This is a genomic window from Bacillus sp. NMCN1 (assembly GCF_002998085.1).
Taxonomy (GTDB): domain Bacteria; phylum Bacillota; class Bacilli; order Bacillales; family Bacillaceae; genus Bacillus.
In genome coordinates, this window is the sequence record NZ_PVQL01000001.1 from 1 (window position 1) to 18,559 (window position 18,559).

Below are 18,559 nucleotides of genomic sequence, written 5' to 3' on the forward strand. Positions count from 1 at the left end.
ATCAGGTTGATAGGTCTGAGGTGGAAGCGTGGTGACACGTGGAGCTGACAGATACTAATAGATCGAGGACTTAACCTATATTCTAATGTGAAGCTTGAACATTGTTATCTAGTTTTGAGAGAACATTTTTTAAATATCTCTTGATTTATTTTCAATACATAGTATAATATCTTTTGTCACTAAATTGTCTGGTGATGATGGCGAAGAGGTCACACCCGTTCCCATACCGAACACGGAAGTTAAGCTCTTCAGCGCCGATGGTAGTTGGGGGTCTCCCCCTGTGAGAGTAGGACATCGCCAGGCTTTCTTCATTCCGCAGTAGCTCAGTGGTAGAGCTATCGGCTGTTAACCGATCGGTCGTAGGTTCGAATCCTACCTGCGGAGCCAATTTGGAGAGCTGTCCGAGTGGCCGAAGGAGCACGATTGGAAATCGTGTAGGCGGTAACCCCGTCTCAAGGGTTCGAATCCCTTGCTCTCCGCCACAATTTACATAATAAAGGGCCCGTTGGTCAAGCGGTTAAGACACCGCCCTTTCACGGCGGTAACACGGGTTCGAATCCCGTACGGGTCACCATTTTATAGAATATACACCAGTATTTTTTATTCGGAGGATTAGCTCAGCTGGGAGAGCATCTGCCTTACAAGCAGAGGGTCGGCGGTTCGAGCCCGTCATCCTCCACCATATCTTTTATATATCGTCGCGGGGTGGAGCAGTTCGGTAGCTCGTCGGGCTCATAACCCGAAGGTCGCAGGTTCAAATCCTGCCCCCGCAACCAAAATGGTCCGGTAGTTCAGTTGGTTAGAATGCCTGCCTGTCACGCAGGAGGTCGCGGGTTCGAGTCCCGTCCGGACCGCCATTTTTAAAAAGAATACTTGGCTCGGTAGCTCAGTTGGTAGAGCAACGGACTGAAAATCCGTGTGTCGGCGGTTCGATTCCGTCCCGAGCCACCACTATTTGCCGGTGTAGCTCAATTGGTAGAGCAACTGACTTGTAATCAGTAGGTTGGGGGTTCAAGTCCTCTTGCCGGCACTGTTTTTCAAATGTGGAGGGGTAGCGAAGTGGCTAAACGCGGCGGACTGTAAATCCGCTCCCTCCGGGTTCGGCGGTTCGAATCCGCCCCCCTCCACCATTTTTGTTTTCATAGGGGCATAGTTTAAAGGTAGAACAGAGGTCTCCAAAACCTCCGGTGTGGGTTCGATTCCTACTGCCCCTGCCAATTTTCTTAATATGATTCATAACATCTATGGCGGTTGTGGCGAAGTGGTTAACGCACCAGATTGTGGCTCTGGCACTCGTGGGTTCGATTCCCATCAATCGCCCCATTTTATTATTGGGCTATAGCCAAGCGGTAAGGCAACGGACTTTGACTCCGTCATGCGTTGGTTCGAATCCAGCTAGCCCAGTTGATTTGCGGAAGTAGTTCAGTGGTAGAACACCACCTTGCCAAGGTGGGGGTCGCGGGTTCGAATCCCGTCTTCCGCTCCAATAATGGCGGCATAGCCAAGTGGTAAGGCAGAGGTCTGCAAAACCTTTATCCCCGGTTCAAATCCGGGTGTCGCCTTTTTTGAAAAGACTGCCGGGGTGGTGGAATTGGCAGACACACAGGACTTAAAATCCTGCGGTAGGTGACTACCGTGCCGGTTCAAGTCCGGCCCTCGGCACCATGCTTTTTATCATAAGTTGCGCTCTTTAATGATCATGCCGGTGTGGCGGAATTGGCAGACGCGCACGACTCAAAATCGTGTTCCTCACGGAGTGCCGGTTCGACCCCGGCCACCGGTATCTATTAAAAGTTTCATGATCGGTTTTTACCGTCAACCTAACGTTTCACCATTGTGGTGAAACGTTTTTTTGTGGTTAAAACGAGTTATTTAGATGAAAATATAAACTTATTAGAAAATTTTGCAACAGCAGTTAGGCGTTATACCACTCTTATCAAGCAGATCGTGTAGCTGCCTCCCGTGAAATAAGAAGGACCAATAGAATATGCTAAATGCTGAAGGAAATGAATTCGCCCAGGATTATTTCGATTTTGAACATGGCTTGTATTTAGATGACTACGAGAAGACATTCCCAGAAGCTAAAGGCGTTGTTATCTTGCATACGAAGACGATAATTACAGACCATCATTGAAGACGAGGGATCACGAGATTATCCGCTTTTTAGACAGTACTGTGAGAGAAAAGAGCAGGGTCTGCGTAAAGATGCGCTTAAAGTTCTTCAGTCCTTTATTGCGGAGATGAAGGAGAACGAGGTTGAAGCAAAGCGTGTATTTGTTGCTTGGCTGTTTGAGTGGATTGAACGGTTTGAGGATGGTCATCATTTGCTTGTGTATCGATTGGTAAATGGGGTGATCCAGCCTGTTCTTAAAGAGTGGGAGAAGGTTGATCCAATGGATGAGAGACCGTTTCGCTGGCAGGGATTGTTTGTGCATCAGGGAGAAGGGCTGCCCTACTTATTGAAGGCACTAGAGCTTGGAGGCAGCAAGGAGGAGCGTGTGGTTGTTCAAATTTGCGAAACCTATTTATCGGCTCTATGGTATTCGTTTCATCATATACATGAAGATCTTTATTTAAGCACCTATGAGAAGGATCAAGAGCGAATTCATGGCATTGAAGATGTCATGATGCTGATTGAAGATATAAGGATTCGTACCAATGTCGAAAAACAAGTAGTCTACTATAACCAGCTTTTATCGGATTGGAAGGAATTTCAGCAGACGGAGACAAGAGGCTTTATGAAATGGTGTGCGGAGCGTAAGAAGCCCTATGAGTGGGTAGAGGCATTTTATTATCACCAATAGTTGTTTGTATAAGAAAAGGCAGAAATCAATTCTGCCTTTTTATTTAGGCCATATTCGCTCTATTTCTACATGATCTGGTCTAAAATATTTCAGAACAAAGACATCTGGATTGCTTAGCTTCTCCCACTCTTTGAATCCAATCGTGGGATCGGCGTGTTTAAGAAGCAGGCTCATAATATTACCATGTGTGACGAATAGAGTGTGATCTTTTCCTAATTTTATTTGTTCATAGAGTGCCTCTACAATACGATTCATCGCTTCTTGGCTCGATTCTCCGCCTTCACAGGTCATATGCAAGTTCGAAAAACTGAGCTTTAGTTTCTCATACCAGTCGTCCATTGGTTTGCTGCTTAGCACTCGTTCAGAGAGACGCTGATCAATTTGTACCTCGAGCTGTTTTGCATGAGCAAGAGGCTCAGTGGTTTGGATCGCTCGTCTATAAGGACTTGAGATGATCTGTTTGAGGTGAATGCCAGAAAAGAACTGTGCTAGTGCGTGAGATTGTGCGATGCCTTTTGGTGTTAAAGACGCATCCTTGGATTGTCCATTTGCTTGGCAGTGTCTGACGATATAATATGTTTTCATGGGCCACCTCTTTCATCGAGTATAAAAAAATCATCCAGGATTGGATGAGGATTCATGAAGGTCTAGGTTCATTTGTTTGGATCTGTTTCTTTATAGGGATCTGTTAGCTTCGAGGTTAGGTCTAAGTTGAATAAAAAATCGTCTACGGTGTCTGTGCCAAAGGGAAGTGTGGAGAAGTTGATTGAGATGCTGTCTTCTTGCTTTTCTGAGGTAATCTGCTGTTTAGGCTGCTTTTTTCTCCAGTATTTAAACAAGCGCATGTAAAGCCCCCTTTTCTATGAAAAAGATGGATTTATACATAATATACGGGGAGAGTTGTCCAGGCGTCAAATGTTTTCTTAGAGAACGATGAAAAGAGCCACAGGAAAGTGCGGCTCTTTTTGTCCATTTACTTATCACGACGTAATGCTTTCAGCACTTTACGTTCGTATTTTAAGTTGTATCGCTTCTTATGTAGTTTATCTGTGTTACATCTGCCAATGACTTGGCGGACATTTGGATGATAAATGATGAGATGCCTGTAAGCTCGATCATTTAATAACTCTTGAAACCAGCTATATTTTTTGAGATGGGCTGCGTTTCTAGAGATATCCTCTTCATCTACCTGTAGAAAAGGGAGATATACAGCAAGTGAAAAGATATCGAAAATGAATCCCATGTTGGTTCCTCCTTCCATATTATTTCCTACGCTTAGAAGGAGGCAAGGTTTCATTCAATAAAACTTTAAAAACAATCCCAGTGCATAAACCATTCTTTTGTGTCTTTCATGACACCATCTTGATCTGCTGGCCAGCCTTGATCGGGGTGGATAAAGAAATGACCAGCAAACCAGCTGTGTGCTGCTGGATCAGGACGAAAGCCGCCAATCTTAGCCACGACAGGTGTTTTTCCTAGTTGCTTTAATTCGTAAAAAGCCATTATCTCCATTACATATCCCTCCAATCTTTAGCCTGCAATGTGGGCATCTTGAAACGTGCCATTGATATTGCCTGAGACAATGATGACATGTCCCCAAAATAAATCACCGTCATGACAGTAGATTTCAAACTCTCCATCTGGGTAAGCATGCAGACTTTCGAGTGAGATGCGGCTCATAAATTGATCCAGTGTGAGCTTTTCTTGTTTTTCAGCGGAGTTATCTTGTGCCTGCCAGTCTTTAGCTAGTTCAATCAGTTGATTTGCTGCAAATGATTTAATAGAAGAGTCCCATGCAGTCTGCTCTTCCATGAGTTGTCTAGCGGTTCGAAGAGAGTCGTTTATTTTTTCATCTTCTTCGAGGTTGAAGTAGAGCAGGCACTCTTGATTGCTCCATTGGATCGTTGTTTCAAATAAGTCTAGTCCTTTCACTAATACAAAGGTGCCCAGCATGTCATCATGGTAAAAGACAGGTTTTTGAGCTTCTTCTAGTATCTCTTGAAGCTCTTGATCCTGTGTATCTGTATCGATGAGTGATACAAGCATGAATTCACCTTCACCTTTTCGGACCTGAAGTGTCACGATTGATTCTTTATGTAATTGTGCCTGCTTTTCCCGCAAGCCCTCTTCATCTGTTAACCAGCAGAGCCTTATGTTTTCGGTTGTGATGAGGTCTTTTTCCTTCCATGCAATCAGTGGAATAGAAGCGGTCCAAAGAGCTTCCTTTCCAGTTTTTCCTGCACCTACTCCTGAAGGTCCTATGACAGCAATGATGTGATCTATTTCTTCTGTAAATCTTTCTTCAAATGCGTTTATTTGCTTGTTATCCTTCATGTGATGTCCTCCAGCCTGCTTTTTTGAAAATCTATATCTTTATCACACCGCACATCAGGAAGAGAAATCAAGCTTTTTTTGCTTAAAACTTTATTAGATTGACAGAGGGATTGAAAATACATGGATTGCTGGAGGTTGAGTCACATTAAAAAACAAATAGGGGATGTATCGAATTTTGTATAAGTTTAGGTGAAAGAGTCGAAAGACCTAGGTGATTCTTCCTTTTCTTTATAATTACTTTGACACGAATAGATGAAAAAAGTAAAGTAATACTAAGTGATTTACAAAACCTTCTTCATCCACTAAAACATGAAGTGTGTGTAAATGAAGTGTAAATGGATATTTTTCCTTTTATTTACTCGTATTTTTTTGAAACCTATGATGCTTCTCATACGTTATATTAAAGGAGCACATATATCCGGCGCAATAGAGCATCGGAATGTTTGGTGAAGAAGATTTACATTTGCAAAATCAATGTAAATTTTTTATGATTTCATGTATATCAGAACGATAATAAGAAAGAAGAGGTTTTATGAAAAAAATATTTGCGAACAAATACAGCTTTTTTGTTTTGGCTGTCCTTTTATTTTGGGCGAAATCTTACGCAGCCTACAAAATGGACTTTAATTTAGGAGTGAAAGGTTCTTTTCAAGAGGGTCTTCTCTTATTAAATCCATTTAGTTCAGCCATTGTGTTTTTGGGACTGGCTCTCTTTTTGAAGGGTCGTAAATCTGCCATTGTTTTAATTGTTATTGACTTTATTATGACCGCACTTTTATATGCGAATGTAGCGTACTACCGTTTCTTTGATGACTTTTTGACTTTCTCCACAATGAAGCAAGCAGGCAATCTTGGAGGAGGCATGACTGGCGGTGTGTTATCTAGTATTAAGCCGCATGACCTTTTGTATTTCCTTGATATCATTATCTTGATTGCGATTGTGATTTGGAGACCAGAAGTGAAGAAATTCCAAATGAAAAAGACATTTGCACTGCTGATTGTGGCTGCAGGTGTAGGACTGTTCTTTGTAAACCTTCAGTTAGCTGAAAAAGACCGTCCAGAATTATTAACAAGAACATTTGATCACAAGTATGTTGTCAAATACTTAGGTGTTTATAATTATACGATTTATGACGGGGTACAATCAGCACAAAATGCAACACAGGTAGCAAATGCGAGCAGTGAAGATTTAACGGATGTTGTGAACTATACGGCTTCTCACTATGCGAAGCCAAACGCAGAGTATTTTGGTAAAGCTAAAGGGAAAAACATCATTAAAATCCATTTAGAAAGCTTCCAGTCTTTCTTAATTGACTACAAACTAAATGGAGAAGAAGTGACGCCGTTTTTAAACAAACTGGCTCACGGTAAAGAGGACTTTACGTATTTCGATAACTTCTTCCATCAGACAGGTCAAGGAAAGACAGCTGATGCTGAGCTGATGATGGATAATAGTATGTTCGGCTTGCCAGAGGGAGCAGCGTTTGTGACAAAAGGTGAAAATACTTACCAATCACTCCCTGCCATCCTAGATCAAAAAGCAGGCTATACGAGCGCAGTGCTTCACGGGGACTATAAATCTTTCTGGAACCGTGACACGATTTATAAGCATATGGGATATGATCAATTCTTTGATGCTTCATATTACAACATGGATGAAGAAAATCTTGTGAATATGGGTCTGAAGGATAAACCATTCTTCAAAGAATCAATCCCGATGCTAGAATCAATGAAAAAGCCATTTTATGCACATTTAATGACACTGACTAATCACTATCCATTTAACTTAGATGAAAAAGATGCGACGATTGCTAAGGCAACAACTGGTGACAAAACAGTAGATAACTACTTCCAAACAGCAAGATATCTAGATGAATCATTAGAGCAATTCTTTAAAGACTTGAAAAAATCAGGTATGTATAAAGACTCTGTTATTTTATTATATGGTGATCACAACGGTATTTCTGAAAACCATAACCGTGCAATGAGTGAAATTCAAGGGAAAGAAATTACACCTTATCAAAATGCACAAAACCAGCGTGTACCGCTCATGATTCGTATTCCTGGCAAACAGGGCGGTGTGAACCATACGTATGGTGGTGAAATAGACGTAATGCCTACGCTTCTTCACTTACAAGGTATTGATTCAAATGAGTACGTGAATTTTGGAACAGATCTATTCTCTAAGAAGCATGATCAAACTGTTGCATTCCGTAACGGAAACTATGTGACACCAAAATATACACTTGTAGATAACACTGTCTACGACACAAAAACAGGTAAAGTTGTGAAACAAAATAAAAAGACAGAGGCGATTAAAGCCCGTGTCGATAATCAGTTAAGCCTTTCAGATAAAGTGCTTTACAGGGATCTTCTTCGATTCCATAAGCTGTCTGATTTTAAACCAGTGAATCCATCTGATTATTTCTATGGTAAATCAAAAGAAAAAGAAGCGGATTCTTCTGCTAAGTAACTGAGTTTTGGGCAAGCACAGAAGGGTGCTTGCCTTTTTCTCTCTCATCGCTTGATTTGTTGGCAAAATATGTTTATATTTAGGATGATACAAGCGTGATGCTGGCGTGCAGCTGGCGGAACTCATTTCGTCCTAGGGGATTTCAGGAGGAGCTTATGACAACAAATACAAAAACACAAAAAAAGAAATCAGAATTATGGGGCTGGATCAAAGCCATCTTAATCGCATTCATTGCTGTTTTTATCATTCGTAACTTTTTATTCGCGCCGTATATTGTAAAAGGGACCTCTATGGATCCAACACTGCATAATACAGAGCGGGTTTTTGTGAATAAAACGGTTGATTACTTCGGTGATTACAAACGGGGACAGATTATTGTTCTTGATGGGGAAGATCGCAGCACTCATTATGTAAAACGATTAATTGGTTTACCCGGTGATAAAATTGAAATGAAAAATGACCAGCTATATGTCAATGGTCAAAAAGTGGCGGAGCCTTACTTAGCGTCAAACAAAAAGAAAGCAGCCGCAGATGGGACCTTGCTGACACCTGATTTTGGTCCTCTTACCGTTCCAAAAGGAAAGTATTTTGTCATGGGTGACAATCGTCAAAACTCAATGGACAGCCGCAATGGCTTAGGTCTTTTTACAAAGAGTGATATTCAAGGAACCACTTCATTTGTGTTTTTTCCGATCCAAGATATTCGAATGCTCAATCAATAATTAATAATAAAAAAGCAAGCATACAGTTGTGTGCTTGCTTTTTTATTTCATTCAGACTGACTGTTTGCAATCGCCTGTTCAAGATCTGCAAGGATGTCTTCAATCGCTTCTGTTCCAACAGATAAACGAATGAGTTCTGGTGTGACGCCTGTCGCTTTTTGTTCTGCTTCACTTAATTGCTGATGCGTTGTGCTGGCAGGATGAATGATCAGTGATTTAGAATCGCCCACATTTGCGAGGTGTGAGAAAAGTTTAACGGAATCAATGAGCTTTTTACCAGCAGCTCGTCCACCTTTAATACCGAATGTGAGAATGGCGCCTTGTCCTTTTGGCAAATAGGTTTGAGCAAGCTCATAAGATTCATGGCTTTCAAGACCTGGGTAGCTTACCCAATCTACAAGAGGGTGATCTTGTAAGAATTGCGCTGTTTTTAACGCATTTTCACTATGACGCTCGAGACGCAGATGCAAAGTTTCTAGGCCTTGCAGAAGTAAGAATGAGTTGAAAGGTGATAGGGCTGCTCCTAAATCCCTTAAGAGCTGTACACGTGCTTTTGTGATATAAGCTGCTTCTCCAATTGCTTCTGTATATGTCAGGCCGTGATAACTTGGATCTGGTTCAGTCAGCCCTTTGAACTTATCACTGTCAGCCCAAGGAAACTGGCCGCTATCGACAATGACACCGCCAATTGATGTACCATGACCACCAATGAATTTCGTAGCGGAATGGACGACAATGTCTGCACCAAACTCGATTGGTCTTAATAAATAGGGGCTTGCGAGCGTATTGTCCACAATAAGCGGAATATGGTGCTTGTGTGCAATGGCTGAGACGGCTTCAATATGTAGAATGTCGCCTTTTGGATTCCCTATACTCTCTGCATACACTGCCTTCGTTTTATCTGTAATCGCTGCTTCGAGTTCTTCCAGGTTGGATGAATCAACAAATTTCACTGTAATGCCGAGCTTTTTGAGTGTATGGGCAAATAAATTGTATGTGCCTCCATAAAGGCTGCTGGAGGATACAATTTCGTCACCAGCTCCTGCAATGTTTAAAATAGAATAAGTTGTCGCTGCTTGTCCAGAAGAGACGGCAAGTGCACCAATGCCACCCTCAAGCTCAGCGATCCGTTTTTCAAAGACGTCATTTGTAGGGTTCATAATGCGAGAATAAATATTTCCGGGCTCCTGCAGTCCGAATAAATTCGCCGCATGCTCACTATCTCTAAAACCAAAAGAGCTTGTTTGATATATAGGCACGGCTCTTGAATAGGTTGCTGAATCAAGCTCCTGACCTGCGTGAATGGCTTTTGTTTCTAAATGGAATGGACGTTCTTCTGACATGTGTGTATCCTCCTTTTGTTAGTTAAAACCGACTACTTTGATAAGAAATATTTAATAAGACTATAAATCTTGTTTCATGCTTGGTCAATCATTTTTTAGATAAATCTGAAAAAATAATAAATAAAGTTCACAGCTCTTAATAATGTGTATTGACTTCAGCATACTGAAAATAGAAAAGAATGACTGCTATAAAGCTCTATCACTCAAGCATGGGTGAAGGGGCTTTTTTCCCAATCGGTATGCTTGTATATACATATTTTGAGTGACAAGAGAAGAAGGAAAATATACTCACTCTTTTATCGGAATTATCAGTAAATATTTCATAAATGGAGTGATACCGACATATAATTAGGACTTTTATATCTGGTATATCGGGGGAATTCTTTCTATTTCACAAAAAAGAAAGAAGATATAAAGGAGTTGATAAATATGGCCTATTTCAAAAAAAGAATGAAAAAGATGGTTTTAATTCCATTATATGGGTTTAGTGGTTCTTATGGAGTGGGAAAACCTAGTTAATAAGAGAGGGGTACTGCACTTAAAAGTGAATAATTGAATAAAAAGCCACATTTTACCCAAAAGTATGTTCGGTCAAAAATGGGATCTTCTGTTGATGTTTGGAGAGTGAAGCCTATGATACGATCATCATAAGCTGGGAGGTGAAAAGTATGACTTATGCAGCGCCGCAAGTTGACTATTCCACTATGGAACCTGCTATTATGGACCAAGCTTGGTTCTTAGTATTTGTTGCTGTCCTTCTTGGATTGGGAGCAACAGTTGTTCTAGGAGCAGCAGTTTGGTGTTTAGCAAACGGCAAGGGTAGCTTTACAGGAGCCGTTCAGTGGGAAAGTGGCTTAAAAGTCCAAATTGAATGTAAGTAGCTATACTTAGGATTCATCTTTTTACTTCTATGAAATGACACCAGGGCTAAACCGTCTGTGGCGGGCGGTTTAGCCTGATCTGTTTTTAAAGAATATGCAGACACTTGGAGGTTATATGTTTACGATCGAGAATTTAACCAAGACGTATAAAAATAACGTGACTGCTGTCAATGATTTTCATTTACAGATCGCCCCTCATCAAATCGTTGCTGTTGCTGGACCGAATGGTTCGGGTAAAACAACGATGATTAACTGTATACTTGGCATCATTAAGCATACGGAAGGAACGATTCTCTTGCGGGACGTCACAAATGACGAACCATCCTTTAAAAAACAAGTAGCCTATGTTCCAGATGATCTGCTGCTCCCTGAAGCATTGACTGGTGCTGAATATTTAGATTTTGTTTCTTCTATGTATGAATGTAAAACAATTCATAGAAGAAATCAACTAATTGAACTGTTTGATATGGACTCGGCTTTAACAAGACCGATCGAAACCTATTCACATGGTATGAAAAAAAAGACACAGCTGATTGCCGCCTTTATGCTTGATAGTCAATTGGTGATCATGGATGAGCCCTTTAGAGGACTTGATATTGAAGCGGTTATAAACACAAAGAAACTGATGAAGCGTTATGCCGAGCACCATGGTGCGATCTTGCTTTCAACGCATGATATGCTTTCAGCGGAAGAGCTGTGCCACAAAATCGCCATTATTTCTAAGGGAAATAAAATGGATGAAGGAACGGTCTCAGCCTTAAAGGAGAAGTATCAATCAAGCACATTGGAACAGGTGTTTCTGAAAGCTTCAATGTTAAGTGATAGGGGTGCACATTTTGATGAAATCATTAATCATTTCTAGAATGATGCTTAAAATGTGGCAGCAGGAGATGTATAAGCTCTTTGATACTCAGATGAAGCGGATCATTGTGATCTTATTCTTTTTATTTGCCGTCACAATGGGGGCCATCATTGGATACAGTTTTACGGGTGTCTTTATGAAGGCTTTCTTAAATGGAGACGAACGTTCACTTGGATTACTCGTTGTGTCAATGGCGATCAACGCATCCATATTTACAAGCCTGTTATTCATTTTGATCAAGGTCAGAACGCCTGAACAAGACCGGTTTTCTATGCAGCTCAGCTGGTTTCCGCTTTCTACCTTTCAGAAAAGCCTTGGATACTTTATTCCGATGGTGACAGTGGTGGCAGGACTTGTTTTATTTTTTATCGGTATCCTGCTTTTACCTAACTTTATTGCCCAGGGAATAGGTATTTTCTTTATCTTTACTTTCTTTTTGATGGTGCTTTTGCAATCGCTTTTTGTCTTAATGCTGCTCCAGCTCATTTATAACATTACCTATTTGATCGTTCTGAAATTAAAATTACCGTTGCAAAAATTTGCAGCGATCTTTGTTTTATTGGCACTGGTTGTGGCGTATGGAATGACGCATTTTGATATCAGTCAAATTCAGCAATCATATTTACAGTTTGATTATCATTTGATGTATTTTACAGCACCGTTTTTCTTAGCGGCTCAAGGAATGTCTCCTGAAGGGGTAAACTATGCAATCTTGATCCTGTTCATCCTTTTATCGGCAGGCGGCGCATTTCTTTCTCTTGCGATGATGCCAATTATGGCAGAGAAAAAAGCGTTAACCTTTTTAAACAAACTGCCATTCTCTTCTTCAAAAAAATGGTCACTTATTGTAAAGGAAATGAAATCACAGGTGCGAAATGAAGAAAACATTTTAAACTTTCTTATTCTACTCATTGTGATCTTATTCGTCCGTTATCAGTTTGGATTCCGCTTTGAAGAAGAAGCGTTTTTTGTTCTCTGCGCTCTTGCTGGATTAACCGCCTTCAATTCATTTGGCAATGATAAACGAATGCTGGGGATGTACAAAACATTTGGCCTAAGATCGTGGGAAGTGGCTCTGTATAAGTTTATCGGGCTTTTGCTTGTTGGTATACTGCAAATTGCATTATTCATGCTGACAACGCTGACGCTTCCTGATCAGATTTGGAACGTATTGATTGGAGCCGCTGTATTATGCAATGCCACTGCACTCTTTTATGTGGTAGGTATTTTACTTCCGCTTGATCGGAACAATCCATACACAGGCATTTTTTCATTTGGAGCACTTATTTTACTCATGATTCCGATTGTTTTTATTGGAAACTATGTTGTAGGGGAGTCGAGTCAAACGCTTCAATGGCTGCTTGTGGCTGCATTTGAAGGTCTGCTCATCTTTGCCATATACAAAGGTTTTTCATGGAGGTATTCACATGATTCAACTTCTTAACAATAAGCTAAAGATTGAGCGGGTACCGGCACTCGCGCCGTATGTGACTTTACAAAAGAGGCATCTCACTGATACGCAGTATGGAAGCACACTCCCGATTAATGAAAGTGCCTATCAATTGTTAACGAAAGTAGATGGCAAAAGAACAGAAGCGAGTATTACCGCAGAGCTCGCCGATTTGTTTCAGGTCGATGAGTCTGTGATTTCTCGTGACTTTTATCAACTGATGGTGGGGTTAAATCAGCATCACTTGCTGTCTATTCATTATCAATCGCCATATCGGATTGTGACAGCCTGCTGTCAATTTTTCAAACAGTATCAAGTGAAAATGAAAGAACGATTTGATTGCACTGGTCACTCGTTCCTTCACATTTTGGGGACGGCTTTGCTCATGGTGACACGTAAAATCATTTTTTTCTGGATGCTTTTTATGGTCATGGCAGGGATCGCTTTCTTATTCATTCCTGACCGGTCGATTGCAGCCATTGCGATTTATTTTACTATTATTTATTTTGGATTAATTACCGGGACCGCCTTACATGAGGCAGCACACGGCTATGCGCATCGGAAATTTGCGGGACGGGATGGTCCTCAAGGCTTTTTTGCGAGTGATATGATGTCTGTGAAATTTGTGAGACCCGTATTAGATCCGTTTCAGAAAAAGCAGGTATGGATTACTCTGCTTGGGCCGCTTGTCCCGGGTGTGATCGGGGCAGCTGGGATCATTGTGACCGTATTATTTCTGAAAGAAAATCCAATTTCGACAGGATTCTTTATTTTTTCAATCACGTATTTTATTCAATTACTCTATCTTCTTCCGTTTATGGGGGATGGTAAATCCATTATGAAGCAGTTATTGCTTGGGGGAATGGGAGGACAACGATCATGAACATACAGGCGATGAAACAAGGCGCTATTGTTGGTGGTTTTCTAGGATTTTTAGGTTTTCCGATGCTGACAATCGGTGTATTGTTCTATCATTTATTTCAATCAAAAACGAATGATGCCTTATTATTTAACAGTCTCGCTTTTGAGATGGAAGGTTCATCCGCATTTACTTTTCAGATCAAACCAAACTTTTTTATTTATATGATTGTGATTTTTGCCGCGAGTTTTCTCATTGTGGCTTTCTTATCAGCAATGAAGCAGCAAAAAGCGAAAGATTAGGAGAATCCTCCTAATCTTTTTTTGTATAATTAACCAAATTTTAGTATAATGGAAAATAAAAAACATCAAAGGGGATCTCAATGTTAAAAAAATGGAGTGTTCTTATATTCACTGTTTTTCTATTAGCAGGATGCGGCGAGAAGGCCGAAGAAACCACGACAACCGAGAAGACGGTTTCTACAATAAAAACGGAGTCTACAACTAAGAAGCAAGTAACCATCGAACAAATGAAACTGACAAAAAAAGAAAAGAACTTACTAGAAGCATCAACCACTAATGAAATGGTGGCTTTGACAATAAAAGGATTAACGAAGAAGGATAAAAGTATTACGTTTATCGGAAGTCATTATAAAAATGGTCAATTAGCTAATAAGGAAGCATCATCTGCAACCTTTACTTTACATCAAGATGGAACCGACCAAACGATGAATGTGCTCTTGCATTTAAAGCATGAGAAAGATACATATGAATCACAATTTAGTATGTGGTCAGATAAAAAGAATGATGGGATGACGAAAGCGACATCAAGCTTCCCGTTCAAAGTAAGTGACTATGTTTTTTCTGCACAATCTGAAACTGTCAAAGTCTCTTCTGGAGGAAAGGCATTGATTGCGTATACAGCGGCAATGGGGAAAGACGGGAATTCACCTATGCTTGAAGTGATTGAGAAGAATCCAAAGCAAGCGCTGAAGAATAAGTCACATGCATACTTATTTTATATCCAGCTAGATAAATAACTATCGTAATATATACGGAGAATATGAAGTTTTTTGACGAAAAATCTTCATATTCTCTTGACGAATTGTTAAGAAAGTTGTAACATAATAAAAGTCAACGCGATGACGTTGCTTTTGAAAAATTGATGCGGGTGTAGTTTAGTGGTAAAACCTCAGCCTTCCAAGCTGATGTCGTGAGTTCGATTCTCATCACCCGCTCCAATACATAATCTTGTTTATAACGCAGTATTTCGTTTCATAGATAAACGAAGTGTTGCGTTTTTTATTATGTCAGTATAATGTGAAAAAGCACTGTCAAACTACAGTGCTTTTTCAATAAGTTCATATTTACTTTCTCCACCATGTATTTGTACAAACATCTTCGTCAAGGATTGGATTAGAGTTTCACTCTTTTCCCGGGAAATAGATGGTGGAAAGAGGATGATTTGCAGAATGTTTTTTGTGTCTTGAGAAATGTGTGCTTTACTTGCTTGAGAAAATAATCCCTTAAGTCCCGCTTTGTCCTGCCATTCAATGTGGCCAGTCTCATGTTTTGCTAGTGAAAGCGGATCTTCTATGCGATCAGCATCTAATGTCAGGATGGGCAAGAAATATTTTAAAGAGAAAAATATCGACAAATCCTGTACGGAATTGGTCGAGTCAATAAATTGTTCCTTTTGGATATCAGCAAGAATTGGCAGGAAAGGAACGTCTGTTAAAAGATCCGTCCATTCTTTGATTGTTGGTACTTCTTCTAAGACTTTATCTTCGTATTCAAAGAATAAAGATTCTTGAAACAGGCGTAGTCGGCCTTTTAACATTTGAGGGGATGTACCAACTTCAATATGCGAATATTCAATCTGTCCAACATGGATAGACGGTTTTTCAGGATGAGAAATTTCCATATGTATCTTCACAGTGACTCACTCCAATCGGTCATGATACACTCGTATTATACTGAAAACAACAGAAGAAACAAAGAAAGGAGGTTTGCAAGGTGATTCATGTTGGAGAATTAAAAGAAGAATTGATTCAATATGCGAAAGAAATTGGTGTCGATAAAATCCGGTTTGCAAGTGCTGATACATTTGATTCATTAAAGGACCGCCTCATCTTACATGAATCGTTAGGGTATTTGTCAGGCTTTGAAGAGCCTGACATCGAAAAACGAACAAACCCTTCTTTGCTGCTTCCGAAGGCCAAATCAATTGTTGCGATAGCGCTCGCGTATCCTTCCAAAATGAAAGATGCTCCTCGAAGTACAAAGGATGCAAGAAGAGGGATCTTTTGCCGGGCTTCTTGGGGAACGGACTATCATGTTGTGCTGAAAAAAAAGCTCGATATGCTTGAGGAATTCTTGCGAAGCAAACATGTCGATATACGGACAAAATCAATGGTGGATACAGGGGAGCTGTCTGATCGTGCGGTTGCGGAACGTGCTGGCATAGGTTTTAGTGCAAAGAACTGTATGATTATCACGCCAGAGTTTGGGTCTTATGTGTATTTGGCTGAAATGATCACAAATGTCCCTTTTGAACCGGATGAAAAAATTGAAGACCAGTGCGGAACGTGTAATAAATGTGTAGATTCTTGCCCAACGGGTGCACTTGTGAATCCAGGACAGCTGAATTCTCAACGGTGTATTTCCTTTTTAACGCAAACAAAAGGGTTTTTGCCTGACGAATTTCGTTCAAAAATAGGAAATCGATTGTATGGGTGTGATACATGCCAAATCGTCTGCCCGATCAATAAAGGAAAGGACTTTCACCTGCATCCTGAAATGGAGCCGGACCCTGAAATTGCGAAGCCGCTCTTACAGCCGCTCCTTACGATCAGTAATCGTGAGTTTAAGGGAAAATACGGTCATGTTTCAGGTTCATGGCGGGGGAAAAAGCCGATTCAGCGAAATGCGATTTTGGCACTTGCTCACTTTAAAGATACATCTGCCTTACCAGTGTTGATTGATTTGATGCACAAGGATCCACGGCCTGTTATTCGAGGAACGGCTGCTTGGGCAATTGGGAAAATTGGCGACGAGCAGCTACTCCCAGAGTTGGAAAAAGCCCTTAAGCGGGAAAGTGATGAGGAAGCGAAACAAGAAATTGTCAAAGGGATTGAGTTTTTACAGACACCTTTAAATACTAAATAACATCCCTGTGAACATAGAATGAACCAAACAGAGATTTTAAAAAAAGTTTGGTGGTGTCTGTGTGAAACAATTATTAGAGCAAACATTAGAAGACAGGCTGGGTTATTTATTAAATGGGAGTGCCATAAAACAGCCGCAGCTCATGTCTGATGTGGAAGCAGTCGAACGGAAAAAAGAGCTTTTTGCTAGAAGACAGGTGGAGATTGTCAAGGCGAAAGCCAAAGCAAAGCTCCTTGATTCATCGATTCAGGATGATGGGGCTCAGCATGTGCAGTATCTCGCTCATCTCACTTATGTATGCAAGGATGCAGAAGATTCTTTTTATTTAGAGGAACAAGTAGAAAAAAGAGAAGCGTTCCTTTACAACGACATGCTTGTGAAAGATCGGATGATGCTAGAAAAGCGGCAAATGGAAGAGCAGGTGGATGAGCGCTTTCAAACTGAGGAACAGTTCGGGAGAGCCTTTCATTATGACCGGCGGGCAGCTGTGCAATATGCGGAAACGTACTGGAATAAACGAAATCCAGCTTATAAAAATTTTGAAGATAACTGCACAAATTTTATCTCACAATGCTTGAAAGCAGGGAATGCGCCAACGAGAGGGTATCCGAACCGTGGGTCTGGCTGGTGGGTGCGTCCTCATACGTGGAGCTATAGCTGGACGGTGGCTCATTCGATGAAAAATTATTTAGCGAATTCGAAAGCAGGTTTAAGAGCAAAGAAACTGAAAGAAGCGCAGGAGCTTCAAATTGGTGATGTCATTTGCTACGATTTTGAGGGTGACGGCAGGTATAATCATACAACCATTGTCGTCGATCATGATAAAGGCGGAATGCCTCTTGTGAATGCACAGACATATGACAGCCGCATGCGCTATTGGTCATATGAGGATTCGACTGCCTATACACCTGCTATTCGTTATACGTTTTTTCACATTTTGGACGATGCCGCGAAGGATAGTTAATGGTATAATGTTGAGCGGAAAAGAAAATTAGAGGTGAACTTTTTTGGGACTTCATGTCGTTTTATATCAACCAGAGATTCCAGCTAATACTGGAAATATTGCGCGTACATGTGCAGCAACAAATACAACACTTCATCTGATTCGTCCGCTCGGTTTTTCGACAGATGACAAAATGCTGAAGCGTGCAGGACTTGATTATTGGAAATATGCCAATGTCGTCTATCATGATTCACTTGATGAATTGTTTGAGGCACATCCGAAGGGACAATTCTTCTATATCACAAAATTTGGCCAGAAGCCGCATACATCATTTGATTACTCTCAGTTAGATGAAGACTACTTCTTCGTTTTTGGCAGAGAGACAAGTGGACTGCCAAAAGATTTGATCGAACGAAATATGGACCGCTGTCTTCGTTTACCGATGACAGAGCATGTTCGTTCCCTGAATCTATCGAATACGGCAGCGATTCTTGTGTATGAGGCACTTCGACAGCAGCAATATCGAGATCTGATATAAGGTCATGATGAAAGCCGGGATGCCTATCTCGGCTTTTTTATATGAGATAAGGAACAAAATATGACTTGTTTAGTCTATTTTTTGACATATTGAAAAAATCAAAGGACAGAATATGCAGGTGCTAAAAACAACGAATTAAATGAAGAAAAGGATGTTCCGCTCATGGAACATCCTTTTCTTCAT

Annotated in this window: 18 protein-coding genes, 17 tRNA genes, 1 rRNA gene and 2 pseudogenes; 31 read left to right on the plus strand and 7 right to left on the minus strand. The window is 40.7% G+C overall.

The genetic code is table 11. The features are described from left to right. The first annotated feature begins 187 nt into the window (after window positions 1-187). From rrf to C6W21_RS00095, 19 genes and pseudogenes are all read left to right on the plus strand, one after another. A 5S ribosomal RNA gene (gene rrf / locus C6W21_RS00010) occupies window positions 188-303 on the plus strand. 9 nt (window positions 304-312) lie between these two features. Further along, window positions 313-387, plus strand: a tRNA-Asn gene (locus C6W21_RS00015). A gap of 4 nt (window positions 388-391) precedes the next feature. Continuing rightward, a tRNA-Ser gene (locus C6W21_RS00020) sits at window positions 392-482 on the plus strand. 17 nt (window positions 483-499) lie between these two features. Continuing rightward, window positions 500-574: transfer RNA gene (locus tag C6W21_RS00025), tRNA-Glu, on the plus strand. A gap of 32 nt (window positions 575-606) precedes the next feature. After that, window positions 607-682: transfer RNA gene (locus tag C6W21_RS00030), tRNA-Val, on the plus strand. A gap of 17 nt (window positions 683-699) precedes the next feature. Next, window positions 700-776: transfer RNA gene (locus C6W21_RS00035), tRNA-Met, on the plus strand. A 4-nt stretch (window positions 777-780) separates the two neighbouring features. Next, window positions 781-857 (plus strand) — tRNA-Asp (locus C6W21_RS00040). Between the two features lie 18 nt (window positions 858-875). Continuing rightward, window positions 876-951: transfer RNA gene (locus C6W21_RS00045), tRNA-Phe, on the plus strand. 6 nt (window positions 952-957) lie between these two features. Further along, window positions 958-1,030: transfer RNA gene (locus tag C6W21_RS00050), tRNA-Thr, on the plus strand. 15 nt (window positions 1,031-1,045) lie between these two features. Next, window positions 1,046-1,130 (plus strand) — tRNA-Tyr (locus C6W21_RS00055). 13 nt (window positions 1,131-1,143) lie between these two features. Further along, window positions 1,144-1,217, plus strand: a tRNA-Trp gene (locus C6W21_RS00060). A 30-nt stretch (window positions 1,218-1,247) separates the two neighbouring features. Beyond that, window positions 1,248-1,323 (plus strand) — tRNA-His (locus C6W21_RS00065). 9 nt (window positions 1,324-1,332) lie between these two features. Continuing rightward, window positions 1,333-1,404: transfer RNA gene (locus C6W21_RS00070), tRNA-Gln, on the plus strand. A gap of 7 nt (window positions 1,405-1,411) precedes the next feature. Further along, a tRNA-Gly gene (locus C6W21_RS00075) sits at window positions 1,412-1,486 on the plus strand. 5 nt (window positions 1,487-1,491) lie between these two features. Further along, window positions 1,492-1,562: transfer RNA gene (locus C6W21_RS00080), tRNA-Cys, on the plus strand. Window positions 1,563-1,576: 14 nt separating this feature from the next. Further along, window positions 1,577-1,665: transfer RNA gene (locus C6W21_RS00085), tRNA-Leu, on the plus strand. A gap of 36 nt (window positions 1,666-1,701) precedes the next feature. Then, window positions 1,702-1,783: transfer RNA gene (locus C6W21_RS00090), tRNA-Leu, on the plus strand. A 204-nt stretch (window positions 1,784-1,987) separates the two neighbouring features. Continuing rightward, window positions 1,988-2,065 (plus strand): annotated as a pseudogene (locus tag C6W21_RS19550) (DUF7832 domain-containing protein); the annotation flags it as partial. A gap of 33 nt (window positions 2,066-2,098) precedes the next feature. Then, window positions 2,099-2,804, plus strand: a pseudogene (locus C6W21_RS00095) (hypothetical protein). Between the two features lie 39 nt (window positions 2,805-2,843). On the opposite strand, the gene C6W21_RS00100 reads toward C6W21_RS00095, so the two are convergent. The 5 genes from C6W21_RS00100 to C6W21_RS00120 form a co-directional block, all read right to left on the minus strand. Further along, the gene (locus tag C6W21_RS00100; RefSeq protein ID WP_106048833.1) at window positions 2,844-3,389 is read right to left on the minus strand and encodes a histidine phosphatase family protein; all 546 of its coding nucleotides are present in this window, start codon (window positions 3,387-3,389) and stop codon (window positions 2,844-2,846) included. Between the two features lie 68 nt (window positions 3,390-3,457). Beyond that, on the minus strand, window positions 3,458-3,649 hold the full coding sequence (locus C6W21_RS00105; RefSeq protein ID WP_106048834.1) for a hypothetical protein: 192 nt from the start codon (window positions 3,647-3,649) through the stop codon (window positions 3,458-3,460). Window positions 3,650-3,777: 128 nt separating this feature from the next. Then, window positions 3,778-4,047 carry a hypothetical protein gene (locus tag C6W21_RS00110; protein WP_106048835.1) on the minus strand — a complete coding sequence of 90 codons (270 nt, stop codon included), beginning with the start codon at window positions 4,045-4,047 and terminating at the stop codon, window positions 3,778-3,780. A gap of 65 nt (window positions 4,048-4,112) precedes the next feature. Then, a complete protein-coding gene (locus C6W21_RS00115) occupies window positions 4,113-4,316 on the minus strand; it encodes a hypothetical protein (protein ID WP_106048836.1) in 204 nt (67 codons plus the stop codon). A gap of 18 nt (window positions 4,317-4,334) precedes the next feature. After that, a complete protein-coding gene (locus C6W21_RS00120; RefSeq protein ID WP_106048837.1) occupies window positions 4,335-5,138 on the minus strand; it encodes a DUF2262 domain-containing protein in 804 nt (267 codons plus the stop codon). A gap of 532 nt (window positions 5,139-5,670) precedes the next feature. Here C6W21_RS00120 and ltaS point away from each other — a divergent pair. Next, the gene (gene ltaS / locus C6W21_RS00125; RefSeq protein WP_106048838.1) at window positions 5,671-7,611 is read left to right on the plus strand and encodes a lipoteichoic acid synthase; all 1,941 of its coding nucleotides are present in this window, start codon (window positions 5,671-5,673) and stop codon (window positions 7,609-7,611) included. A gap of 155 nt (window positions 7,612-7,766) precedes the next feature. Continuing rightward, window positions 7,767-8,333, plus strand: coding sequence for a signal peptidase I (lepB, locus tag C6W21_RS00130; RefSeq protein WP_106048839.1), 567 nt, complete (start codon window positions 7,767-7,769; stop codon window positions 8,331-8,333). Window positions 8,334-8,380: 47 nt separating this feature from the next. Here the strand turns inward: lepB and C6W21_RS00135 are convergent, their stop codons facing one another. Continuing rightward, window positions 8,381-9,676, minus strand: coding sequence for a homocysteine synthase (locus C6W21_RS00135; RefSeq protein ID WP_106048840.1), 1,296 nt, complete (start codon window positions 9,674-9,676; stop codon window positions 8,381-8,383). A 668-nt stretch (window positions 9,677-10,344) separates the two neighbouring features. Here C6W21_RS00135 and C6W21_RS00140 point away from each other — a divergent pair. The 7 genes from C6W21_RS00140 to C6W21_RS00170 all read left to right on the plus strand — a co-directional run bounded on the left by C6W21_RS00140 (window position 10,345) and on the right by C6W21_RS00170 (window position 14,968). Continuing rightward, window positions 10,345-10,557: a hypothetical protein gene (locus C6W21_RS00140; RefSeq protein ID WP_003211695.1), complete on the plus strand. Its 213-nt coding sequence runs from the start codon at window positions 10,345-10,347 to the stop codon at window positions 10,555-10,557. Window positions 10,558-10,672: 115 nt separating this feature from the next. Beyond that, window positions 10,673-11,419 carry an ABC transporter ATP-binding protein gene (locus C6W21_RS00145; RefSeq protein ID WP_106048841.1) on the plus strand — a complete coding sequence of 249 codons (747 nt, stop codon included), beginning with the start codon at window positions 10,673-10,675 and terminating at the stop codon, window positions 11,417-11,419. Next, window positions 11,397-12,863 (plus strand): hypothetical protein, encoded by a 1,467-nt coding sequence (locus C6W21_RS00150; RefSeq protein ID WP_106048842.1) that lies wholly within the window; start codon window positions 11,397-11,399, stop codon window positions 12,861-12,863. The genes C6W21_RS00145 and C6W21_RS00150 overlap by 23 nt, the downstream gene beginning before the upstream one ends. After that, window positions 12,847-13,752: a PqqD family protein gene (locus C6W21_RS00155; RefSeq protein ID WP_106048843.1), complete on the plus strand. Its 906-nt coding sequence runs from the start codon at window positions 12,847-12,849 to the stop codon at window positions 13,750-13,752. Before C6W21_RS00150 ends, C6W21_RS00155 begins: the two co-directional genes overlap by 17 nt. After that, entirely contained in the window at window positions 13,749-14,030 is a 282-nt protein-coding gene (locus tag C6W21_RS00160) for a hypothetical protein (RefSeq protein WP_106048844.1), read from the plus strand. Before C6W21_RS00155 ends, C6W21_RS00160 begins: the two co-directional genes overlap by 4 nt. 80 nt (window positions 14,031-14,110) lie before the next feature. Further along, window positions 14,111-14,767: a hypothetical protein gene (locus tag C6W21_RS00165; protein ID WP_106048845.1), complete on the plus strand. Its 657-nt coding sequence runs from the start codon at window positions 14,111-14,113 to the stop codon at window positions 14,765-14,767. Between the two features lie 127 nt (window positions 14,768-14,894). Continuing rightward, window positions 14,895-14,968, plus strand: a tRNA-Gly gene (locus C6W21_RS00170). 98 nt (window positions 14,969-15,066) lie between these two features. Here the strand turns inward: C6W21_RS00170 and C6W21_RS00175 are convergent. Further along, entirely contained in the window at window positions 15,067-15,663 is a 597-nt protein-coding gene (locus tag C6W21_RS00175) for a hypothetical protein (protein ID WP_223249499.1), read from the minus strand. 83 nt (window positions 15,664-15,746) lie between these two features. Here C6W21_RS00175 and queG point away from each other — a divergent pair, with 83 nt between their 5' ends. The 3 genes from queG (at window position 15,747) to trmL (ending at window position 18,376) form a co-directional block, all read left to right on the plus strand. Continuing rightward, a complete protein-coding gene (gene queG, locus C6W21_RS00180) occupies window positions 15,747-16,895 on the plus strand; it encodes a tRNA epoxyqueuosine(34) reductase QueG (protein WP_106050177.1) in 1,149 nt (382 codons plus the stop codon). Between the two features lie 61 nt (window positions 16,896-16,956). After that, the gene (locus C6W21_RS00185) at window positions 16,957-17,859 is read left to right on the plus strand and encodes an amidase domain-containing protein (RefSeq protein WP_106048846.1); all 903 of its coding nucleotides are present in this window, start codon (window positions 16,957-16,959) and stop codon (window positions 17,857-17,859) included. A gap of 43 nt (window positions 17,860-17,902) precedes the next feature. Further along, a complete protein-coding gene (gene trmL / locus C6W21_RS00190) occupies window positions 17,903-18,376 on the plus strand; it encodes a tRNA (uridine(34)/cytosine(34)/5-carboxymethylaminomethyluridine(34)-2'-O)-methyltransferase TrmL (RefSeq protein WP_106048847.1) in 474 nt (157 codons plus the stop codon). Window positions 18,377-18,559: the final 183 nt, after the last annotated feature.